The organism is Stenotrophomonas sp. GL_111 (assembly GCF_057835245.1).
Genome location: NZ_CM174421.1, coordinates 3,741,529 through 3,762,855 on the forward strand (window position 1 = coordinate 3,741,529; position 21,327 = coordinate 3,762,855).

A 21,327-nucleotide genomic window follows, 5' to 3' on the forward strand; every position below is an offset into this window, starting at 1 on the left:
GCATCAACGGTGGTGCCCGGCTCAGGCGGCGCCGAAGCGCTTCAATGCCACCACCAACGACTCGCCCATCATGCGCAGGAACAACGTGCCCATGCCCGGATAGAAACGGTTGCCGTCGTGGCTGCCCACCGCGATCAGGCCCACGCCGGGCAGCGGCAGCAAGGCGCTGGACTGCACCTGCTCGACCTGCTCGGCATACAGCACGGTGTTCTTTTCCGGCTGCAGGCGCCCACAGATCGGCTCGCCATCCTTGAGACAGTCGCGGAACGAGGCCAGCTGCGGGCTGCCCTCTTCGATCACCTGCAGCCACGGCGCCTGCTCCAGCCCCGCCACCGGGTGAAGCATCACCAGGCGCACCAGGTCACCGGCGAAATCTTCCTCGAGCGAGGCGGCCATCGCGCGCAGCGTATCGGCGGCGTTGTCCTGCTTCATCAATGCCAGGGTCAGCTGATGCGTGCGCACGGCCAGGCGCTCGTTGACCTGCGCATTGGTGGCCAGATCACCCAGCCGCCGCGACAGTTCGCGGTTCTTGTCGCGCAGCACTTCCAGCTGGTAGCTGGCCAGCGATGCGGTCGGGCCGTCATCGCGCGGCACCACCAGCGTCAGCGCCAGGTCGGGAAACTGTTTGAGGAAGCCCGGATGCCGACGCAGCCAGGCGGCCACTTCATGCGCACCGATCTTTTCAGCGGTTTCGTTCATGCGTTCCACTCCCCTTCAAAGACGAAGGCTGCCGGGCCGGACATCACCACCTGGGCATCGTCGGCTGGCCAGCGCAGGCGCAGCGTACCGCCGGGCAGGGCCAGCGTGGCGTCGCGTTCAAGACGGCCGCGCTGCATCATCACCACCGCCGCCGCACAGGCCCCACTACCGCAGGCCAGGGTCTCGCCGACGCCGCGTTCAAACACGCGCAGGCGCGCATGGGTCGGGTCGATCACCTGCACGAAGCCGACATTGACCGACTGCGGGAAGGTGGCGTGCTGCTGCAGCAGGCTACCCAGCCGCTCGACCGGGGCCGCATCGATCAGGCCGACTTCGATCACCGCGTGCGGGTTGCCCATCGACACCGCGCCAAAGCGCACCGTGTCGCCCTGCAGCGGCAGCAGGTATTCCGCGCGGGCGCGGGCGAAGCCGAGCAGCGGCACCTGGTCCGGCTCGAACCGCGGTACGCCCATCGCGACGGCGTATTCGTCCGTGCCAAGGCGTTCGATGGCATGCGTGGCCAGCGGGCTGTCGATGCTGAAGGTATCGCCCTGCGCGGCGCCATCGCGGACCAGCCAGGCGGCCACGCAGCGCGCGCCGTTGCCGCACTGCTCGGACTGCGAACCATCGGCGTTCCAGATCCGGTAGGCGGCGATGGAACCTTCCGCGCGCGGCGGCTCGATGGTCAGGATCTGGTCACAGCCGACGCCGGTGTGGCGATCGGCAAGCTGGGCGGCCAACGCCGCAGTGGGCGGCGGCGAGCCGTCGCGCAGGTCCAGCACCACGAAGTCATTGCCGGCGCCGTGCATCTTGCTGAAGCGCAGCGCCGGGGAAGCGGCCTTATTCATTCCCGTCATTGGCCTTCAACGGGTCGACCGGATCGGGCACCACCGGCGGATCGTTGGTGGCATCGGTCGCGGCGGGCGTAGCGGTGGCGTCGGCCGCCGGTTCGACCACTTCTTCGACCGGCACCGGCTTCTGCGGCAGCACCAGCGGGCCCTTGTTGCCACAGGCCGCGAGGAAAAGCAGCGAGGCCGCTGCCAACGGAATCAGGATTCGGTTGCGATGGGGGATGCTCATATCCCGAGTATAGCCGTGGCGCGCGTAAGCGCATGCGCGCTGACTCAGGGGGCTCGTTACCCCATCATTCAGGGAGTTTCTTTCGGTGGCAGCGGCCGGCTCCACAGCCACATCGCCACCACGGCCATGCAGCCGATCGACAGCCATTTCACCCAGGCGATGGGGACGCACCACAGCATGATCCCGGCGCACACGGCCATGGTCGCGGTGGCCATCCCTTTGGCGTAGCGACTGACCGCACCGTGCGCCTGCCAGTTGCTGATCGCCGGGCCGAAGCGCGGGTGCTGCAGCAGCCAGCTGTGCAGCCGCTCGGAGCCGCGCGAAGCGGCCCAGGCCGAAATCAGGATGAACACCGTGGTGGGCAGGCCCGGCACGAAGATGCCGACGATGCCGGTACCCAGGCTGGCATAGGCCAGCAACCACCACGCCCAGCGGAAACGCACCGTCGCCCGCCCGGCCGGGGCATCGGTGACGTCGGGGCGTTCGGGCAGGGTCATGCCGTCAGCATAGCGAGCCCGGGCAGTCGCCGCGATGGCAACCGCCCGGCCCGCCCGGCCTCATTTCACCGCGGGCGTCACGCCAAGCTGGTCGAGCACGAAGGCATAGGCTTCGGCCAGCTCGTGGTAGCGCTGGAAGCGCCCGGACTTGCCGCCGTGGCCGGCCTCCATGTTGGTGCGGAACACCAGCGGATGGGTGCCGGTATTGTCATCGCGCAGCTTGGCCACCCACTTGGCGGGTTCCCAGTACTGCACCTGCGAATCCCACAGGCCGGTCCCGACGAACAGGGCCGGATAGGCCTGCTTTTTCACGTTGTCATAGGGCGAGTAGCTGAGCATGTAGTCGTAGTACTCGCGCTGCTCCGGGTTGCCCCACTCGTCATATTCATTGGTGGTCAGCGGGATGCTGGCGTCGAGCATGGTGGTGACCACGTCCACGAACGGCACCTGGGCAACCATCACCCGGTAATCCTGCGGCGCCTGGTTGGCCACCGCGCCCATCAGCAACCCGCCGGCGCTGCCACCGGAGGCAGCGACGCGATCCTTGGACGCATAGCCCAGGCGAACCAGTTCGCGGGTGACATCGACAAAGTCGTTGAAGGTGTTCTGCTTCTTCAGCAGCTTGCCGTCTTCATACCAGGCGCGGCCCATTTCCTCGCCACCGCGGATATGCGCGATGGCGTAGACCATGCCGCGATCCAGCAGGCTGACCACGGTGGAACTGAAGCCCGGGTCCATCGACATGCCGTAGCTGCCGTAGGCGTACTGGTAGAGCGCGGCGCTGCCGTCCTTCTTGAACCCGTTGCGGTAGACCAGCGAGACCGGCACCTTGACGCCATCGCGTGCGGTCACCCAGACCCGCTCGGTGGTGTACTGCGACGGGTCATAGCCCAGCACCGGCTGCTGCTTGAGCTGGCGACGCTCACCGGTGACGGTGTTCAGTTCGTAGGTGGTGGTGGGCGTGGTCAGCGAGGTGTAGCCGTAGCGCAGCCACGGGGTGTCATGCTCGGGATTGGCCGACAGGCCCATCGAGTACGCCGGTTCATCGGCCTTGACGTAGTCCTGGCGGCCGTCGGCGAACAGCAGGCGGATGCGCTCCAGGCCGTTGGACCGCTCGGCGATGGCGCTGAAGCCGTCGAACAGCTCCACCCCTTCGATCAGCACCGCGTCATCGTGCGCGACCCAGTCGGTCCACTGGCTGCGGGCGTGGGCATCGCTGGGCGCGGTGACGATCTTGAAGTTCTTCGCGCCGGCATCATTGGTGCGGATCACCCAGCGACCGTTGAAGTGGTCCGCGTCGTATTCCACGTCGCGCGCACGCGCTGCCAGCACCGTGAAGGCCTGCGGGTCGGCGGCCGGTGCATAGCGCGTTTCCGAGCTGACGGTGCTGTGCAGTTCGATGGTCAGGAAGCGGTCGTCGCGGGTCCGGCCGACGCCCATGTAGAAGCTGTCGTCCTTCTCTTCGTAGACCAGCACGTCGCTGCTGGCCGGGGTGCCCAGCACGTGCTTCTTCACGCGCACGGTGAGCAGGGTTTCGGGGTCGTTCTCGACGTAGAACAGGGTGCGGTTGTCATCGGCCCAGACCACGTTCGGCGATACGTTCTCGACGCGGTCCGGCAGCACCTCACCGGTGCGCAGGTCCTTGAAGCGGATCACGTACTGGCGGCGGCCGACATCGTCTTCGGCCCAGGCCAGCAGCTGGTTGTCCGGGCTGACATCGGCATCGCCGACGTCGAAGTAGTTCTTGCCTGCGGCCATCTGGTTGATGTCCAGCAGGATTTCTTCGGGCGCCTCCATGCTGCCCTTGCGGCGCGCCTGGATGGGGTAGTCCTTGCCGGTTTCAAAGCGGGTGTAATACCAGTAGCCGCGCTCGCGCGCCGGCACGCTGGCATCGTCCTGCTTGATCCGCGCGACGATCTCCTTGTACAGGCTGTCCTCGAGCGGCTTGAGCGGCGCCATCACCTGGTCGGTATAGGCGTTTTCCGCATTCAGGTAGGCCAGCATCTTCGCGTCTTCGCGCTTGTCATCACGCAGCCAGTAGTAGTCGTCGCTGCGGGTGGCGCCGAACGGGGCCTTCACGACATGCGGATGCTTCTCGGCGTCGGGCGGGGTCAGCGCGGGGGCGGCATGCAGGGAAGAGGTCATCAGGCTGGCAACCAATAAACAGAGGGCGGGTTTCACGAGATAAGGCTCCTGGCGGGGGAATGCAATGGCGTCCGTGTTCAGCCCAGTCTGCGGCGGGGATCCAGGTGGCAGCAAGCCTGCCGTTGGTCACTGCGCCTATCATGCGATGGATGAGCCCCCCTACCCCCACGGCCGGCTACAGCCGCCGCAGCCAGGAAATCGAACCCTTCCATGTGATGTCGCTGCTGGCCCGCGCGCAGGCGCTGGAACAGGCCGGCCACGACGTCATCCACCTGGAGATCGGCGAGCCGGACTTCACCACCGCCGCGCCGATCGTGCGCGCCGGCCAGGCCGCGCTGGCCGCCGGCCACACCCGCTACACCGCCGCACGCGGGCTGCCGGCGCTGCGCGAGGCGATCGCCGGTTTCTACCAGCAGCGCTACCAGCTGCAGATCGACCCGGAGCGGATCGTGGTCACCCCCGGCGGTTCCGGCGCGCTGCTGCTGGCCAGCAGCCTGCTGGTGGACCCGGGCAAGCACTGGCTGCTGGCCGACCCGGGCTATCCGTGCAACCGGCATTTCCTGCGCCTGGTCGAGGGCGCCGCGCAACTGGTGCCGGTCGGCCCGCAGACGGCTTATCAGCTCACGCCGGAACACGTGGCGCAGCGCTGGAACGGGGACAGCGTCGGCGCGCTGGTCGCCTCGCCGGCCAACCCCACCGGCACCGTGCTGTCGGCCGCGCAGCTGGCGGCGCTGTCGCAGTCGTTGAAAGCACGCGGCGGGCACCTGGTGGTGGATGAGATCTACCACGGCCTCACCTATGGGCTGGACGCGGCCAGCGTGCTGGAGGTGGATGACGAGGCGTTCGTGTTGAACAGCTTCTCCAAGTACTTCGGCATGACCGGCTGGCGGCTGGGCTGGCTGGTGGCGCCACCGCAGGCGGTCCCCGACCTGGAGAAGCTGGCCCAGAACCTGTACATCAGCGCCTCCAGCATCGCCCAGCACGCCGCGCTGGCCTGCTTCGAACCGGACACCCTGGCCATCTTCGAGCAGCGCCGCGCGGCCTTCCGCGAACGCCGCGACTACCTGTTGCCCGCGCTGCGGGCGCTGGGCTTCCGGATCGAGGTGGAGCCGCAGGGCGCGTTCTACCTGTATGCCGATGTCAGCGACTTCACCGACGACGCGCAGGCGTTCTGCGCACACTTCCTGGAAACCGAGCACGTGGCGTTCACCCCGGGCCTGGACTTCGGCCACTACCGGGCCCACCAGCATGTGCGCCTGGCCTACACGCAGGACGTGCCACGGCTGGAAGAGGCGGTGGCGCGGATCACGCGGGGCCTGGCGCGTTGGGCGCGGTGAACCGGTAGCGCCCACGGGTCGGTACGGGCACAAAAAAACGCCGCGCATTGCTGCGCGGCGTCCAAAAGGGGTAGGGCCAACTTGACGCCCCACCACCCGGAGGTGGGTCCGGAGGCGCTGCCTGCGGTGGTCCCCTATCCATAGCACGTTGCCCGGCCGCCGTGGCGATCGGGCAACGTCGGCCCTTACTTGGCCAGCTGCTCCCAGAGGAAGCTGTAGGCCAATGCCGACATGTGCGCGGCCTGGGCGTTGTTCGCCGCCCCGCCGTGGCCACCCTCGATGTTCTCGTAGTAGGTGACGTCCTTGCCGGCCTCGATCATCTTGGCCGCCATCTTGCGCGCATGGCCCGGGTGGACGCGGTCATCGCGGGTGGAGGTGGTGAACAGCACCGGCGGATAGGTCTTCTTCGCGTCGAACAGGTGGTACGGCGAGAAGGTCTTGATGTAGTCCCAATCGGCCGTATCCGGGTTGCCGTACTCGGCCATCCACGAGGCACCCGCCAGCAGGTGGCTGTAGCGCTTCATGTCCAGCAGCGGCACCTGCACCACCACCGCCCCGAACAGCTCCGGGTACTGGGTGAGCATGTTGCCAGTGAGCAGGCCACCGTTGCTGCCGCCCTGCACGCCCAGGTGCCTGGCCGAGGTGATCTTGCGGCTGACCAGGTCGCGGGCGACCGCGGCCATGTCCTCGTAGGCCTTGTGGCGGTTCTGCTTCAGCGCGGCCTGGTGCCAGCGCGGGCCGTACTCGCCACCACCGCGGATGTTGGCCACCACGTACACGCCGCCCTTCTCCAGCCAGGCGCGGCCCATGCCACCGGAGTAGCTCGGGGTCAGCGAGATCTCGAAGCCGCCGTAGCCATACAGCAGGGTCGGGTTGGAACCGTCCAGCTTCATGTCCTTAGCGTGCACCACGAAGTACGGCACGCGGGTGCCGTCCTTGCTGGTGGCGAAGTGCTGCTCGATCACCTTGCCCTCGGCGTTGAAGAACGCCGGCATGGTCTTGAGCACTTCCGGCTGCTTGCCGATCTCGGCCAGGGCCAGGGTGGTCGGGGTGAGGTAGTCGGTGACGGTCATCCACACCGCATCGCTGTCGTCGGCGTCGACTGCGCCCACGGCAACGGTGCCGAACGACGGTGCGCCGGTGAAGTCGCTCTTCTTCCAGCCACTGGCGCTCGGGGTCAGTACGCTCAGGCGGCTCTTGACGTCGTCGAGCACGTTGAGCACCAGGTGGCTGCGGGTCCAGCTGGTCCCGGCCAGCGAGGTGGTCTCGGTCGGGGCGAACAGCACCTCGAAATCACGCTTGCCGGCGATGAAGTCGTCCAGCTGGGTGACCAGCAGCGAGCCGGCGGTGTAGGTCTTGCCGCCCACGGTCCACGGCTCACGCAGTTCCAGGGTCAGCCACTGCTTGTGCAGGCCCTTCTCGGCGGAGTTCGGGGCGTCGATCTTGGTCAGTTTGCCGTCGTCGCCACGCAGGTAGATTTCATTGTTGTAGAAGGCCAGCGTGCGGCTGACCAGGTTGCGCTCGTAGCCGGGCGTGTCGTCGTGCATGGCCGCGATGTACATGTCATCCGGCTTGCCTTCGTACACCACGCTGGCCGAGGACATCGGCGTGCCACGCTTCCACAGCTTGGCCACGCGCGGGTAGCCGGAGGTGGTCATGCTGCCGCTGCCGAAATCGGTGTAGACGAACACGGTGTCGCGGTCGATCCAGTTCAGCCCGCCCTTGGACTCCGGACGGAAGAAGCCGTCCTTGATCCAGCTCTTGCTGGCCAGGTCGAACTCACGGGTGACGTCGGCATCGGCACCGCCGCGCGACAGCGCGATCAGGCAGCGCGAATAGTCCGGGCGCAGGCAGTCGGCGCCGTGCCAGACCCAGTTCTCGCCTTCGGCCTTGTTCAACGCGTCCAGGTCGAGCACGGTTTCCCACTTCGGCGCGGCCTTGCGGTACTCGGCCAGGGTGGTACGGCGCCACAGGCCACGCTCGTGCTGCTTGTCCTTCCAGAAGTTGTAGTAGTAGTCACCGATCTTCTGCACGCCGGGGATCTTGGCATCCGAATCGAGCACCTCGCGGATGCTGGCTTCCATCTGTTTGAACGCCGGGGTCTGCGCCAGGCGGCCTTCGGATTTGGCGTTCTGCTGCTTGACCCAGTCGAGCGACTTTTCGCCACTGACGTCTTCCAGCCAGGCGTATTTGTCGTCAGGCGTCTCAGCGGCCATGGCCGTTCCTGCCGCGGCGGCGGACAACAGGCCTGCCATCAGGCAGGCGGAAGCGATTCGGGACATTGCAGCTCCAAGCGTTCATATGCCTTGGGAAGCTATCACACGGGCTGTCCCGCGCTCCCGTGTCGAAGGTCAGGGCGCGCCGGGCGTGGCTGGGCCCGCAGCCGCCGCCGGGCCTGTGGGCCACGCCGACGCCGTACCGGGCGGCGCAGCAGGGCAGCGGGCAGGCGGAACCGGTACAGGCTCCACCAGGCCAGCCATGGCATGCCGACCAGCCACAGCGGCAGCCAGCCCAACCACACGCTGCTGCCCCGCGCGGCCGGCCACACCAGCACCAGTGCCAGCCCGGCCAGGGCCAGTTGGCGAACCCAGCGCAGCACCTGCGGATCGGGGGCGGGCACCGCACGGACGGCGCGGCGTGAAGAGGCGGGACGACGCGAAGACGACAAGGGCATGGCACGACTCCGTGCGAAAGTGATGCGTCACCTTGCCGCGCCGTCATCTCACAGGCTGCGACCTGTGCCGGCGCGATCGACGGCCGGCCGGGGCAACGCCGCCATTGACGTTCTCCGCTGTCCCACCCACCATGCCCGTGCCAGCCACTGGAGCCTTCTGCCGCATGTCTCTGAACCGCCCGCTTCGCGCTGTCCTGTTGGTATCAACGCTGTCGTTGCTGTCCGCCTGTGCCTTCCGCCACGAGGCCAAGCCGACCCCTGCGCCGGTGGCCACGGATGCCGTCGGTGCACCGATCGACCTGCAGCGCTTCATGGGCACCTGGTATGTGATCGGGCGCGTGCCCAATCCGATCGAGCGCGGCCATGTGGCCAGCGTCAACGAATTCAGCCTGCGTGGCGACCAGAAGGTGTCCATCACCTATCGCTACCGCAATGGCTTCTCCGAGCCGCTGCAGCAACTGACCGTGCGTGCCTCGGTGGATCAGGAGAGCGGCAACCACAACTGGCGTACCTGGTTCTACAAGATCGTGCCGACCCACACCCGCGTGCTGGAAGTGGCGCCGGACTACTCGTGGGCGATGCTGGGCTACCCGGGCCGCGAGATGGCCTGGATCTTCGCGCGCAAGCCGGACATGGACAAGGACCTGTACAAGGACCTGGCCACGCGCCTGCGCGACGACTACGGGGTCAACACCGACAAGCTCAAGCGCGTGCCACAGCACCCCGAGCAGGTGGACCGGTTGGGCTATGAGGTTCCGAACGTCCGCTGATGCGCGGACGTTGATGCTCAGGCCGCCTGACGTGGCCGCACGTTGCTTTCGATCTCCTGCCGGGTCGGCAGCGTCTTGAGATCGTATTCGGCCTGCAAGGCCAACCAGGACGCCGGATCCCCACCGAAGTGCCGGGCCAGGCGCGCGGCGGTATCGGCGGTCACGCCGCGGGTTTCATGCACGATCGCGTGCAACCGCGTTGCCGGCACATCCAGCGCGCGGGCCAGCGCATTGATGCTCAACTGCAGGGGCAGCAGGAACTCCTCACGCAGGATCTCACCCGGATGCACGGCCCGCAGTTTGTTGGTTGGACGGCTCATGTGCGTGGCACCTCAGTGGTAATCAACGATCTCGACGTGGCAGGGACCCGCGGCGGTCCAGGCAAAGCACAGCCGCCATTGCGCGTTGATGCGGATGCTGTACTGCCCTCGCCGATTGCCACCCAATGCCTCAAGCCGATTGCCTGGCGGGCTGCGCAGGAACGCCAACGTCTGCGCTGCATCCAGCATCTGCAACTTGCGCTCAGCCACGGCTTGAACGGCACGGAAGTGCCTGGGACAGCGGCCATCGAACAGGGCGGAGGTATGGCGGCAACGGAAGGACTGGATCATTCCGCACAGCGTATTACGTCAAGCGGAATATAGCACAGACGCCGGTCACGCTCTGCACGCCTGCCTGCCGGGCGATGCCTGGCGTACCGACCAACGGTCGGTACCTACCGGTTATTTGCGGCTGTAGTGCGCCACCAGCCGGTCGCCGAGCATCTGCAGCAGCTGCACCAGTACCAGCAGCAGGACCACGGTGACCAGGGCCACGTCGGTGTGCGAGCGCTGGTAGCCATCGCGGAAGGCCAGGTCGCCCAGGCCACCGGAGCCGATCGCACCGCCCATCGCGGTGAACCCGATCAGGGCGATGACAGTAACCGTGGCACCGGCGATCAGGCCCGGGCGGGCTTCGGGCAGCAGCACCTTGGTGACCAGCTGCCAGGTGGTGGCACCCATCGACTGGGTGGCCTCGATCACGCCACGGTCGACTTCGCGCAGCGCCGTTTCCACCAGCCGCGCATAGAACGGTGCCGCGCCGATCACCAGCGGCACGATCGCGCCGCGCACGCCCAGCGAGGTGCCCATCATCCACAAGGTGACCGGGATCAGCACGATCATCAGAATGATGAAAGGTACCGAGCGCAGCAGGTTGACCAGCAGCGCCAGCGCGCCGTACAGCACCGGCTTGCGATGCAGCTGCGGCGAGCCGGTGAGGAACAGCAGCACGCCGAGCGGCAGGCCGATGGCCAGCGTCAGCGGCAACGAGCCGCCGAGCATCAGCAGGGTGTCCAGCGTGGCCTGGCCGATATCGGCCCACTTGCCCGCGTCGAGATGGCGGAAAAAGCCGCCGGCGGTAGCCAGGATCATCGACGCAGCTCCTCAAGGTGGACACCGGCGGCGACGAAACCGGCCTGCGCGGCCTGCACGTCACCGCCGACCAGCGACACGGTCAGCTGGCCGTACGGGGTGTCCTTGATCCGGTCGATGCGGCCGGACAGGATGTTGTAGTCCACGCCGGTTTCGCGCGCGATGCGCCCCAGCAGCGGTTCGTAGGTGTCGGCACCGAGGAAGGTCAGGCGCACGATGCGCCCGGCAACGGCCTCGAAATCCTTGTGCAGCTCGCCCTCGTCGACCTGCTCGGACTCGCTCACAAACCGGCGCGTGGTCGGGTGCTGCGGGTGCAGGAACACCTCGGTGACCGGCCCGGTCTCGACCAGATGGCCGGCATCGAGCACCGCGACGCGGTCGCAGACGCGGCGGATGACGTCCATTTCATGGGTGATCAGCACGATGGTCAGGCCCAGCTCGCGGTTGATCTTGCCGAGCAGCTTGAGCACCGAGGCCGTGGTCTGCGGGTCCAGCGCGCTGGTGGCCTCATCGCACAGCAGGATCTGCGGGCGCGTGGCCAGCGCACGGGCGATGCCGACGCGCTGCTTCTGGCCGCCGGACAGCTGTGCGGGGTACTTGTTGGCGTGCGCCTCCAGGCCCACGGTATGCAGCAGTTCGTCCACCCGCGCGTCGATCTCCGCGCGCGCGATACCGGCCAGTTCCAGCGGGAAGGCGACATTGGCCGCCACCGTCCGTGCGGACAGCAGGTTGAAGTGCTGGAAGATCATGCCGATCCGCCGGCGCAGCGTGCGCAGGCCGTCGGCGTCCAAGGCGGTGACGTCCTCACCACTGATCAACAACCGCCCGCCGGTGGGCTCCTCGAGCCGGTTGATCAACCGGATCAGGGTCGATTTGCCCGCGCCGGAATGGCCGATGATGCCGAATACCTCGCCGGCCTCGATGGTCAGGTCCAGCGGCTGCAGCGCGGCAATCGCGCGGCCGCCGACGGCATAGGATTTGTGCAGGCGCTGGAACTCGATCACTTCGCGGTCAACCGGGGCATCGACGGGAGGGGGCGTGCAGCCTACCAGCGCGGGACGGCCCTCGCCCGCGTGGCGTCGCGGAATCATATTCCGTTTGGTTATCAAACACCGTGATCGGGCCCGGATGGCGGCCCGACGGGGCTCAGGGGTGGTCCAGCGGCGACGGCGGCTGGACCTGGCGGACCCGCTCGCGGTGCAGCAGGTACAGGCCCGAGGCGACGATGATGGCCGCGCCCAGCCAGGTCACCTGGTCGGGCAGCGCGCCCCAGAACAGCAGGTCCCAGCCGATCACCCAGACCAGCCCGGTGTACTCCAGCGGGGCGATCAGCGAGGCCTCGCCCAGCTGGAAGGCCCGGGTCAGGGCCACCTGCCCGCCCGCCCCGGCCAGGCCCATGCCGGCAATCAGCGCGGCGTGGCTGGCCTGCAGCGGCTGCCAGTCCGGAATGGCCAGCAGCCCGGCACCCACCGCCATGATCACCAGGAACCAGACCACCATCGACTGCGGGGTATCGGTGCGGGTGAGCATGCTGACCGTGATCGCGGCCACCGCGTAGGCGGTGGCGGCCAGCAGCACCATCAGCCCGGGCACGGAGATGAAGCCGCCCACGCCCGGGCGCAGCACCACCAGCACCCCGACCAGGCCGATCCCGATGGCGATCCAACGGCGCGGGCCGACGTGCTCGCCCAGCAGCGGCACCGACAAGGCGGCGATCAGCAGCGGGGCGACGAAGTAGATGGTGTAGGCGGTGGACAGCGGCAAGGTGCGCAGCGCGAACACGAAGCAGCCGATCATCGCCATGCCCAGCACGCCGCGCAGCAGGTGCAGGCCCCAGCGCTTGGGCACCAGCGAGCGCGGCCCGGCGGTGGCCAGCACCCAGACCAGCACGAACGGCAGCGAGGCCGCGCCGCGCAGGAAGGTGACCTGCAGCGTGGGATAGCTGGCCGAAAGCTGCTTCATCCCCGCATCCATCAGCGAGAAGCAGGCCACTGCCATCAGCATCCAGGCGACGGCACGGGAGGGGGAGCGTTGCAGATTCATCCGCCCATTATCGCCGTGATGACCCGGCCGTCCATGCCGGGTTGGTTAGAATGGCACTTTCACCCGCTGGAGTTCCCCCATGCCCTCTTTTGACGTCGTATCCGAAGTCAACACCCACGAACTGACCAACGCGGTCGACCAGGCCAACCGCGAACTGTCCACCCGCTTCGACTTCAAGGGCGTGGAGGCCAAGTTCGTCCTGGAAGACAGCGTGATCAGCCAGTCGGCACCGAGCGATTTCCAGCTGCAGCAGATGACCGACATCCTGCGTGCGCGCCTGATCGCACGCAACATCGATGTGCGCTGCCTGGAGTTCGGTGATATCGAAACCAACCTGGCCGGCGCGCGCCAGAAGGTTACCGTCAAGCAGGGCATCGAACAGAAGATCGCCAAGCAGATCGCCGCCAAGCTCAAGGAAGGCAAGCTCAAGGTCGACAGCCAGATCAATGGCGACAAGCTGCGCGTCAACGGCAAGAAGCGCGATGACCTGCAGGACGCGATCGCCGTGTTGAAGGCCAGCAACTTCGAGTTGCCGCTGCAGTTCGACAACTTCCGCGATTGATCGGCGCCGCGGCCGGGTAGTGCCGGCCGCTGGCCGGCAACCCCCGTACCGCTACCCGCGCAGGTGCTTGTACAACGTCGTCCGAGAGATACCCAACTGCCGCGCGGCCGCGGCGACATTGCCGTCGTTGGCGGCCACCGCCGCGTGCATGGCACGGGTGCCTTGATCGCGCAATGAAGGCGCGGCAGGTTCGGGCAGCGCCCTCACCCCGCTGCTCGACCGCGCACGCACCGGCGCACGCAGATACCGCACCTGCACGGCACTGTCCTGCGTGATCCGTACCCGGAATGCCGGGCCGGCCTGCAGCAAGCGCCGACGCTGCGTCGCACTGGCCGCAGCAAACAGTTCCTCCACCCGCAGCACCGGCAATGGCCCCCGTCGCGGCAGCCCCAGCAGGCGGCGCGCAACGCGGTTGGCCGCACGTACCCGGCCCTCCTCGTCGATGGCCAGCAGGCCCTGCAACGGCGAATCCAACCAGCGCGCGTCGTGCTGCACGGCCAGCAGGTGGCAGGACCGCTCCTCGAACAGCAGCCGGTTCTCGGTGGACAGTGCGGCCTGGCGGAAATAGCCGTGCAGCAGTTCGGCATCGCGCTCACCGATACCGGTGATGTCCAACGCGCCCAACACCTCGCCCTCCAGCCCATGCAGCGGCACGCTCAGGCAGAACACGGTGGCGAAGCGGTCCAGATAGTGTTCGTTGCCACGCACCAGCGCCGGTGCGTCCTCGGCCAGGCTGCAGGCCGGGGCGGTGGTGCCGATGTCGATCTCGCGCAGGCGACGCCCCACCTGGATGGGACGCAGCAGCGGCTGGTCAGCCAGCCCATGCTCGCGCTGGGCCACGATCATGCCGTCTGCGTTGACGCAGAACAGCGTCCACTGGCGCCCACCGAACGCGGACCAGAGCTGGTCCAGCTCTTCGCGCACGCACCGTGCCAGGCGCCGGTCGGCCGGATCTTCCAGGCGCTGCCGGTGCAGGCTCAGCGGCGGATAGTTCGGCGCCTGTCGCGGCTGTACGCCCGCCAGCCGCGAGCGTTCCCAGGAGCGCAGTACCGAGGGGGCGAGCAGGCTGTCGGCCAACCCGGCGCCTTCGGCGAAACGCTGGCGCGCCGCGGCCAAAACCTGCTGCTGTTCCAGATGCATCCCGGCCATCGGTCCACCTCCAACACGGACCGACAGCCTACACCCGGGATGCTGACTGACGGGGCCGTCGCGGGCGCATGCCGCCGCGACGGATTGTTTCATTGGCCGATGCGCAGGATCGGCTTGAGGGTGACGCCGCGGGTACTGTCTTCGGCGGCCTGGTTGATCTGTTCCAGGGGATAGAACTTCACCAGCCTGTCGAACGGGAAGCGGCCCTGCTGGTACAGCTGCACCAGTTGCGGAATGAACACCTTGGGCACGCTGTCGCCCTCGACGATGCCGCGGATGCTGCGCCCGCCAAGCAACAGGTTGTTGACATCGAACTCGGCCTTGGTGCCCAGCTTCGGTGCACCGACCACACCGATCACGCCCAGCCCACCCAGCGCCTCGATACCCTGCGCCAGCACCTCCGGACGCCCGGTGGATTCAAGCGCGAAGCTGACACCGCCACCGGTGATCGCACGTACCGCCTCGACGACGTCCACGTCACGGCTGTTGATCACATGGGTGGCGCCCAGCTCGGTGGCCAGTTCCAGCCGCGAGGCCACCACATCGATGGCGATGATGGTGGTGGCACCGGCCACGCGCGCGGCCATCACCGCGCTGAGGCCCACCGCACCGGCGCCGAAGCTGGCGAAGCTGCTGCCGGCGGTGACCTTGAGCGAATTGATCACCGCCCCGGCGCCGGTCTGGATGCCACAGCCGAGCGGGCCGAGCAGTTCCAGCGGGGCATCGTCGGGCACCTTGATCGCATTGTTCTCGCGGCTCAGCGCGTAGCTGGCGAACGAGGACTGGGCGAAGAAGTGATCGTGCAGCGGGTTGCCGTCCGGGTCCTGGATCGCGGTGGAGCCGTCCAGTGCGCCGCCACCGAAGTTCAGCCCGAAGAAGTCCCGGCAGTAGCCGCTGTGGCCACCGCTGCAGGGATTGCAGTGGCCGCAGGCACCGTAGGTGAGCACGACGTGGTCGCCCACCTTGAGGTCTTTCACCCCGGGCCCGATCGCTTCGATCACGCCGGCACCCTCATGGCCCAGCACCGCCGGCAGCGGCACCGGGTAGTACTGGTCGCGCACGATCAGGTCGGTATGGCACAGCCCGGTGGCGATCACCCGCACCAATACCTCGTCTTCGCGCGGCCCACGGATGCGCGCCTGCTCGATGGTGAAGGGCTGTTCCTTTTCGCGTACCACCGCCACGGTGATGTCACGCAGTTCTGCCATTGCTGTCATCTCGGTGTCCTCGTTCAGATCGGGTAGGCGGGCGCTTCGCCCTTGACGGTCAGCCACTGCCACTGGGTGAACTCATCGATGTTGGAGGGCCCGCCGATGCTGGTGCCGTTGCCGGACGCACCGACGCCGCCGAACGGATTGATCACCTCATCGTTCACGGTCTGGTCGTTGATGTGCAGCAGGCCGGTGCGCAGCTGTTCGCCGAGTTTCAGCGCGCGGCCGACGTTGCTCGATACGATCGCCATCGACAGCCCGTACTCGCTGTCATTGGCCAGCGCGACGGCCTCCTCGTCGGTATCGAAGGCCACCACCACCGCAACCGGGGCGAAGATCTCTTCATGGAAGGCCGGGTTGTTGCGGTCGACGCCGCTGAGCACGGTCGGCGCGAAGAACAGGCCCTCGTAACTGCCGCCGGCATCCAGCGAGGCACCGGCTGCCTGCGCGGCGGCCACCACGCGTGCGGCGTGGTCGCGCTGCTGGGCGTTGATCAGCGGACCGATCGCAACGTCGGCAGTGGCCGGGTCACCGACCTTCAGCGATTTCGCCTTGGCGATCAGTTTTTCCAGGAAACGCGCATGGATGCTTCGCTGCACCAGCACCCGGCCGGTGGCCATGCAGATCTGGCCCTGGTGCAGGTACACGCCCCAGGCGGTGTTGGCGATGGCCAGGTCGATATCGGCATCGTCGAGCACGATCAGCGAGTTCTTGCCGCCCAGTTCCAGCGAGACCTTCTTCAGGTGCTTGCCGGCCGCTTCACCGACCTTGCGCCCGGCGGCGGTGGAACCGGTGAACTGGATCATGGCGATGTTGGGATCGCTGGTCAGCGCCGCACCGGCCGCACCGTCACCGGGCAGCACGTGCAGCACCCCGTCCGGCAGCCCGGCCAGCTCGAACAGGCGGGCAATCACGAAGCCACCGCACACGGCGGTGCGCGGGTCGGGCTTGAGCACCACCGCATTGCCCAGCGCCAGCGCCGGGGCGACTGCGCGCATGGCCAGGTACAGCGGGAAATTGAACGGGGCGATTACCCCGACCACCCCCAACGGGCGGCGCCGCGCCAGGTTCAGGCGGCCCGGTTCGGAGGGCAGCACTTCACCGATGCTGCGCGAGGGCAGCGCCGCCGCTTCATGCAGCGCCTTGGTGTTCACCTTGGCTTCGAAACCGGCCTTGAGCCGGGTCGAGCCGCTCTCGCGGACCAGCCATTCCACGATCTCATCGTTGTACTGCTCGGCCAGCTGCGCGGCACGCCGCAGCACCTGCGCACGGGTTTCGTAGGGTGCGCTGGCCCACTCGCGCTGTGCCTGCGCGGCGCGCGCGGCGCCGGCGGCGATGCCGGCCGGGTCGGTCATCGCGATCTGGCCCAGGGTGTTGCCGGTGGCCGGTTCGATCACGTCCTGCGTGCCTGCGCCGGTCTGCCACTGGCCATCGAACAGTTTGCCGGACCACAGTGCGGTCGGCAGGAATGCGGGGGTTGCACTCATCTTGAACTCCTATGGACGAAACACGGCCCGGGAAGCGGCGGCGTTCAACGCCTGCCCACGCCACAAAGCCTGCGCCCGCATTGGATACCTGCGCCTGCACAGTGGCTATTGGCCACCGGTTGCGATCGCGCAAGCCCTTGCCGGACAAGGCATTTCCAGCATGCCCGATGTCCAGTTAATGGACAGTGGCGGCGTTGCACACCCCGCAACAGGCCCCCCCCGTACAATTGCCTGCCCAGCCCGCGACAACGCCCGCCATGACCGATTCCACCTTCTTCGACAGCAACGCCCCGGACGGCACCGACTTCATCGCCGAAACCCGTACCTGGCTGGAGCAGATCGTGATCGGGTTGAACCTGTGCCCGTTCGCCAAGGCGGTGTACGTCAAGGACCAGGTGCGCTTCGTGCTCAGCGATGCGACCACGCCCGAAGCACTGGTCGAGGAGCTGGCCGAGGAGCTGGTGCTGCTGCGCGATACCCCGGCCGAGCAGATCGACACCACGCTGATCGTGCACCCGCACGTGCTCACCGATTTCCTGGAGTACAACGATTTCCTCGACAACGCCGATGCCGCGATCGAGGCGCTGGACCTGCAGGGCATCCTGCAGGTGGCCAGTTTCCATCCGCAGTACCAGTTCGCCGGGGTGGCCGCCGATGACGTCAGCAACTACACCAACCGTGCGCCCTACCCGACCCTGCACCTGCTGCGCGAAGACAGCGTCGAGCGCGCGGTGGCTGCATTCCCGGACCCGGACGTGATCGTGGAGCGCAACATCGACACCCTGGACAAGCTGGGCGTGGAGGGCTGGACCCGCCTGCTGGGGCGCAAGGACACCCCGCGGTGCCACTGACCCCGGCCATCACCGAATGGGCAGTGCAACCGCTGCGTGATCGCGTGGTGGTGGTCACCGGCGGTGCGCAGGGCGTCGGCCGCGGTATCGCGCAGGCGGTGCTGGGTGCGGGCGGCAGCGTGGTGATCGCCGACCTCGATGCCGACGCCGGCAAGGCCTGCCTGCGCGAATGGGCGTTGCCCGAACGCGCCGCCTTCCAGCGCGCCGACGTGGCCAGCGAACGCAGTGTGCAGGCGCTGGTCAAGGCGACGCTGAAGCGCTTCGGTCGCATCGATGGGCTGGTCAACAATGCCGGTATCGCCAGCGCGCACGGCACGCCGCTGGCGCAGATGACGCTGGCCGAATGGCAGCGGCGCCTGTCCAGCCTGCACGGTGCATTCCTGTGCAGCAAACACGCACTACCCGCCCTGCGCGCACACGGCGGTGCCATCGTCAACATCGCCTCCACCCGCGCCGGGCAGTCCCAGGCCGACAGTGAAGCCTATGCCGCCGCCAAGGGCGGGCTGCTGGCGTTCACCCACGCACTGGCGATCAGCGAAGGGCCGCAGGTGCGGGTCAACAGCATCAGCCCTGGCTGGATCACCACCGATGCCTGGCAGGCGCCTGCGCGACGTCGCGCGCCCAAACTCTCGCGCCGCGACCACACCCAGCACCCGGTCGGCCGCGTGGGCCAGCCCGAAGACATCGGTGCGTTGGCGGTGTTCCTGCTGTCGGCGCTGTCCGGCTTCATCACCGGCCAGGAGCATGTGGTGGATGGCGGCATGACCCGGAAGATGATCTACACCGATTAGGTGGGTGCCGACCGTTGGTCGGCACACCTTCAGTTACCCGGCCATGCCGCTATGCCGCAGCAGCGCGTCCACGTTCGGCGCGCGCCCACGGAACGCGGCGAAGTTCTCCGCCGCACTGCGGCTGCCACCACGCGACAGCACTTCATCGCGGAAGCGTCGGCCGGTCTCGGCCACCTCCCCGGGGGCTTCCTCAAAGGCCGCATACGCATCGGCGCTGAGCACTTCGGCCCACTTGTAGCTGTAGTAGCCGGCCGCGTAACCGCCGGCAAAGATGTGGCTGAACTGGTGCGGGAGGCGGTTCCACTGCGGCGGCCGGTTGACCGCCACTTCATCGCGCACGCGTTCGAGCAGCTGCAGCACGTTGTCCTGCACCGGGTCGAAGCTGCTGTGCAGCTGCATGTCGAACAGGGCGAATTCCAGCTGGCGCACGGTGAACATGCCACTCTGGAAATTGCGCGCGGCCAGCATCCGCTCGAACAGCGCCTGGGGCAACGGCTCGCCCGTGTCCACGTGCGCGGTCATGGTCTGTACGCGCTCCCATTCCCAGCAGAAGTTCTCCATGAACTGGCTGGGCAGCTCCACCGCATCCCACTCCACGCCGTTGATGCCGGCCACGCCGAGCTCGCCGATGCGGGTCAGCAGCTGGTGCAGGCCATGGCCCATTTCATGGAACAAGGTGGTCACTTCGTTGTGGCTGAACGTCGCCGGGCGGCCATCGGCGCCCTTGCCGAAATTGCAGACCAAGTACACCAGCGGGGTCTGCACGCCGGCCGCGGTGTCACGGCGGTTGCGGCAGTCATCCATCCAGGCACCGCCGCGCTTGCCTTCGCGCGCACACAGATCCAGGTAGAACTGGCCGACCAGCTGGCCCTGCGCATCCACCAGGCGGAAGAAGCGGACGTCCGGGTGCCATACCGGCGCGCTGTCCGGCTGCACCTGCAGGCCATACAGGCTGTGGATGACGCTAAACAAGCCGTCCAGCACCTTCGGTTCGGTGAAATACTGCTTCACTTCCTGCTCGGAGTAGCTGTATCGCGCCTGCTTGAGCTGTTCGCTGGCGTAGGCCAGGTCCCAGGCCTCCAGCGCCGGCAGGCCCAGTTCATCCGCCGCGAAGGCGTCCAGTTCAGCGCGGTCGCGCTGGGCATAGGGTTTGGCGCGTGCGGCGAGATCGCGCAGGAAATCCAGCACCTGCGGCGCGTCGTCGGCCATCTTGGTGGCAATCGAGTATTCGGCGTAGTTGGCAAAGCCCAGCAGCGTGGCCAGCTCGCTGCGCAGCGCCAGGATGCGGTCGATGTTGGCGCTGTTGTCCAGCGCGGCATCGCCGAACTCCGAGGCGCGCATTGCATTGGCACGGTACAACGCCTCGCGCAGCGGGCGATGCGCGGCGTAGGTCTGCACCGGCAGATAGCACGGCATCTGCAGGGTCAGCTTCCAGCCCGGCAGCCCGTCCTTTTCCGCGGCCGAGCGCGCGGCGGCAATGACATCGTCGGGCAGCCCGGCAAGCTCTGCGCGGTCCTGGACCTGCAGCGACCAGGCATCGGTGGCATCGAGCACGTTCTGCGAGAACGTCGCCGACAGCGTCGAGAGTTCTTCGCGGATCGCGCTGTAGCGCGCCTTGCCCGCGTCATCCAGCTCGGCACCGCCAAGGCGGAAATCACGCAGCGCGTTGTCCAGCACCTTGCGCCGTGCCGCGTCGTATTGCGCGGCCTCGGCGCTGGCGGCCAGCGCGCGGTATTGCTCGAACAAGGCCAGGTTCTGGCCCAGCGCGCTGCCGAAGCGGGTCACCTTGGGCAGGTTGGCGTTGTAGGCCTCACGCAGCGCCGGCGTGTTCACCACGCCCTGCAGGTGGCCGACCTGGCCCCAGGCCCGCCACAGGCGTTCGGTGGCGTCATCCAGCGGCACCACGAAGCTGGTCCAGCTGACCGGGCTGACGGTCTCGGCGGCCTTCACCGCCGCTTCGGCTTCGGCCAGCAGGGTGTCGATGGCCGGGCCGATGTGCTCGGGCACGATCGCATCGAAGCGCGGCAGGGCGGAAAAGTCGAGCAGGGGGTTGGTGGGGGTCACGGGCATCTCCAGACAACGGGCCGCAGCGGCGGCGATCCCCCACGATATGGCATTGGCCCGGCCCGCACACAAGGCCCCATCCGCCCGGATGCCACATGTTCACGCGCGCCTGACGCGGTGCCGCCGAGGCTGGAGGCCCGCCCGCAGGCCAGCGGTCATGGACGATGCCACCCACCCCCTGCCCGCCTTTGCCCTGATCGGTACCGCCCACCCGGCCGAGCTGGACTGGATCGCGGCACTGGGCGAGCCCGACGAGCAGCCGCGCCATCGGAGTGCGCTGCAACAGCTGGTCGGACCCCAGCGCGGGCAGCTGCACGACGACCAGCTCTGGTACCCGTATGAAGTGATCGAGCGTGGCGCGGCGCGCTGCGAAGCCGGGCATGAGCGCGAATTCGTACTGTGCACCTTGCTGTTGCTGCTTGCCGTCCACGCCGGGCGTCGCCTCGGCGTGGACCTGGCCGTGCAGTTCGACGACCTGGCCGCCACCTACGAAACCCTGCCGCCGGTGCTGCGCGACACCGTGCTGGATGCCTACCAGGCCGTCACCGCCTGAGC

The 21,327-nt window shown here is 67.7% G+C and carries 22 protein-coding genes; 6 read left to right on the top strand and 16 right to left on the bottom strand.

The features are described 5' to 3' along the window. Window positions 1-21: 21 nt before the first annotated feature. The 5 genes from AC3IPM_RS16605 to AC3IPM_RS16625 all read right to left on the bottom strand — a co-directional run bounded on the left by AC3IPM_RS16605 (window position 22) and on the right by AC3IPM_RS16625 (window position 4,457). The gene (locus AC3IPM_RS16605) at window positions 22-699 is read right to left on the bottom strand and encodes a DUF484 family protein (RefSeq protein ID WP_489301321.1); all 678 of its coding nucleotides are present in this window, start codon (window positions 697-699) and stop codon (window positions 22-24) included. Then, the gene (dapF, locus tag AC3IPM_RS16610; protein ID WP_489301322.1) at window positions 696-1,547 is read right to left on the bottom strand and encodes a diaminopimelate epimerase; all 852 of its coding nucleotides are present in this window, start codon (window positions 1,545-1,547) and stop codon (window positions 696-698) included. Before dapF ends, AC3IPM_RS16605 begins: the two co-directional genes overlap by 4 nt. Further along, the gene (lptM, locus tag AC3IPM_RS16615) at window positions 1,540-1,779 is read right to left on the bottom strand and encodes an LPS translocon maturation chaperone LptM (RefSeq protein ID WP_489301324.1); all 240 of its coding nucleotides are present in this window, start codon (window positions 1,777-1,779) and stop codon (window positions 1,540-1,542) included. Before lptM ends, dapF begins: the two co-directional genes overlap by 8 nt. A 68-nt stretch (window positions 1,780-1,847) precedes the next feature. Further along, window positions 1,848-2,276: a YbaN family protein gene (locus AC3IPM_RS16620; RefSeq protein ID WP_489301326.1), complete on the bottom strand. Its 429-nt coding sequence runs from the start codon at window positions 2,274-2,276 to the stop codon at window positions 1,848-1,850. Window positions 2,277-2,336: 60 nt separating this feature from the next. Then, window positions 2,337-4,457, bottom strand: a complete 2,121-nt coding sequence (locus AC3IPM_RS16625; RefSeq protein ID WP_489301328.1) for a S9 family peptidase — start codon at window positions 4,455-4,457, stop codon at window positions 2,337-2,339. Between the two features lie 113 nt (window positions 4,458-4,570). Between AC3IPM_RS16625 and AC3IPM_RS16630 the strand changes: the two genes are divergently transcribed. Further along, window positions 4,571-5,758: a pyridoxal phosphate-dependent aminotransferase gene (locus tag AC3IPM_RS16630; RefSeq protein ID WP_489301330.1), complete on the top strand. Its 1,188-nt coding sequence runs from the start codon at window positions 4,571-4,573 to the stop codon at window positions 5,756-5,758. A 185-nt stretch (window positions 5,759-5,943) separates the two neighbouring features. On the opposite strand, the gene AC3IPM_RS16635 is transcribed toward AC3IPM_RS16630, so the two are convergent. Both AC3IPM_RS16635 and AC3IPM_RS16640 read right to left on the bottom strand, forming a co-directional pair. Next, window positions 5,944-8,040, bottom strand: coding sequence for a prolyl oligopeptidase family serine peptidase (locus tag AC3IPM_RS16635; RefSeq protein ID WP_489301331.1), 2,097 nt, complete (start codon window positions 8,038-8,040; stop codon window positions 5,944-5,946). Window positions 8,041-8,075: 35 nt separating this feature from the next. After that, window positions 8,076-8,432 (bottom strand): hypothetical protein, encoded by a 357-nt coding sequence (locus AC3IPM_RS16640; protein WP_489301333.1) that lies wholly within the window; start codon window positions 8,430-8,432, stop codon window positions 8,076-8,078. A gap of 164 nt (window positions 8,433-8,596) precedes the next feature. Here AC3IPM_RS16640 and AC3IPM_RS16645 point away from each other — a divergent pair, with 164 nt between their 5' ends. Further along, the gene (locus tag AC3IPM_RS16645; protein WP_489301335.1) at window positions 8,597-9,202 is read left to right on the top strand and encodes a lipocalin family protein; all 606 of its coding nucleotides are present in this window, start codon (window positions 8,597-8,599) and stop codon (window positions 9,200-9,202) included. Between the two features lie 17 nt (window positions 9,203-9,219). Here the strand turns inward: AC3IPM_RS16645 and AC3IPM_RS16650 are convergent, their stop codons facing one another. The 5 genes from AC3IPM_RS16650 to AC3IPM_RS16670 all read right to left on the bottom strand — a co-directional run bounded on the left by AC3IPM_RS16650 (window position 9,220) and on the right by AC3IPM_RS16670 (window position 12,657). Continuing rightward, the gene (locus AC3IPM_RS16650; RefSeq protein ID WP_489301337.1) at window positions 9,220-9,522 is read right to left on the bottom strand and encodes a HigA family addiction module antitoxin; all 303 of its coding nucleotides are present in this window, start codon (window positions 9,520-9,522) and stop codon (window positions 9,220-9,222) included. 12 nt (window positions 9,523-9,534) lie between these two features. Then, window positions 9,535-9,813 carry a type II toxin-antitoxin system RelE/ParE family toxin gene (locus AC3IPM_RS16655; protein WP_489301339.1) on the bottom strand — a complete coding sequence of 93 codons (279 nt, stop codon included), beginning with the start codon at window positions 9,811-9,813 and terminating at the stop codon, window positions 9,535-9,537. Window positions 9,814-9,924: 111 nt separating this feature from the next. Then, window positions 9,925-10,614: a methionine ABC transporter permease gene (locus tag AC3IPM_RS16660; RefSeq protein ID WP_489301341.1), complete on the bottom strand. Its 690-nt coding sequence runs from the start codon at window positions 10,612-10,614 to the stop codon at window positions 9,925-9,927. Continuing rightward, complete coding sequence (locus tag AC3IPM_RS16665; RefSeq protein WP_489304187.1) at window positions 10,611-11,618, bottom strand: methionine ABC transporter ATP-binding protein; 1,008 nt, start codon at window positions 11,616-11,618, stop codon at window positions 10,611-10,613. Before AC3IPM_RS16665 ends, AC3IPM_RS16660 begins: the two co-directional genes overlap by 4 nt. 142 nt (window positions 11,619-11,760) lie before the next feature. Next, window positions 11,761-12,657 (bottom strand): DMT family transporter, encoded by an 897-nt coding sequence (locus AC3IPM_RS16670; protein ID WP_489301343.1) that lies wholly within the window; start codon window positions 12,655-12,657, stop codon window positions 11,761-11,763. A 79-nt stretch (window positions 12,658-12,736) separates the two neighbouring features. On the opposite strand from AC3IPM_RS16670, the gene AC3IPM_RS16675 reads away from it, so the two are divergent. After that, window positions 12,737-13,219: a YajQ family cyclic di-GMP-binding protein gene (locus AC3IPM_RS16675; protein WP_489301345.1), complete on the top strand. Its 483-nt coding sequence runs from the start codon at window positions 12,737-12,739 to the stop codon at window positions 13,217-13,219. Window positions 13,220-13,270: 51 nt separating this feature from the next. On the opposite strand, the gene AC3IPM_RS16680 is transcribed toward AC3IPM_RS16675, so the two are convergent. The 3 genes from AC3IPM_RS16680 to AC3IPM_RS16690 form a co-directional block, all read right to left on the bottom strand. Continuing rightward, the gene (locus AC3IPM_RS16680) at window positions 13,271-14,368 is read right to left on the bottom strand and encodes a helix-turn-helix domain-containing protein (protein WP_489301347.1); all 1,098 of its coding nucleotides are present in this window, start codon (window positions 14,366-14,368) and stop codon (window positions 13,271-13,273) included. Between the two features lie 89 nt (window positions 14,369-14,457). Beyond that, on the bottom strand, window positions 14,458-15,585 hold the full coding sequence (locus tag AC3IPM_RS16685) for an NAD(P)-dependent alcohol dehydrogenase (protein ID WP_489301349.1): 1,128 nt from the start codon (window positions 15,583-15,585) through the stop codon (window positions 14,458-14,460). A gap of 14 nt (window positions 15,586-15,599) precedes the next feature. Next, on the bottom strand, window positions 15,600-17,066 hold the full coding sequence (locus AC3IPM_RS16690; RefSeq protein WP_489301350.1) for a benzaldehyde dehydrogenase: 1,467 nt from the start codon (window positions 17,064-17,066) through the stop codon (window positions 15,600-15,602). Window positions 17,067-17,323: 257 nt separating this feature from the next. Between AC3IPM_RS16690 and AC3IPM_RS16695 the strand changes: the two genes are divergently transcribed. Beyond that, the gene (locus tag AC3IPM_RS16695) at window positions 17,324-17,917 is read left to right on the top strand and encodes a DUF1415 domain-containing protein (RefSeq protein ID WP_489301352.1); all 594 of its coding nucleotides are present in this window, start codon (window positions 17,324-17,326) and stop codon (window positions 17,915-17,917) included. Next, entirely contained in the window at window positions 17,908-18,708 is an 801-nt protein-coding gene (locus tag AC3IPM_RS16700; protein WP_489301354.1) for an SDR family oxidoreductase, read from the top strand. Before AC3IPM_RS16695 ends, AC3IPM_RS16700 begins: the two co-directional genes overlap by 10 nt. Window positions 18,709-18,741: 33 nt before the next feature. Here the strand turns inward: AC3IPM_RS16700 and AC3IPM_RS16705 are convergent, their stop codons facing one another. Further along, complete coding sequence (locus tag AC3IPM_RS16705) at window positions 18,742-20,778, bottom strand: M3 family metallopeptidase (RefSeq protein ID WP_489301356.1); 2,037 nt, start codon at window positions 20,776-20,778, stop codon at window positions 18,742-18,744. A gap of 151 nt (window positions 20,779-20,929) precedes the next feature. Between AC3IPM_RS16705 and AC3IPM_RS16710 the strand changes: the two genes are divergently transcribed. After that, window positions 20,930-21,325: a hypothetical protein gene (locus AC3IPM_RS16710; protein ID WP_489301358.1), complete on the top strand. Its 396-nt coding sequence runs from the start codon at window positions 20,930-20,932 to the stop codon at window positions 21,323-21,325. Window positions 21,326-21,327: the final 2 nt, after the last annotated feature.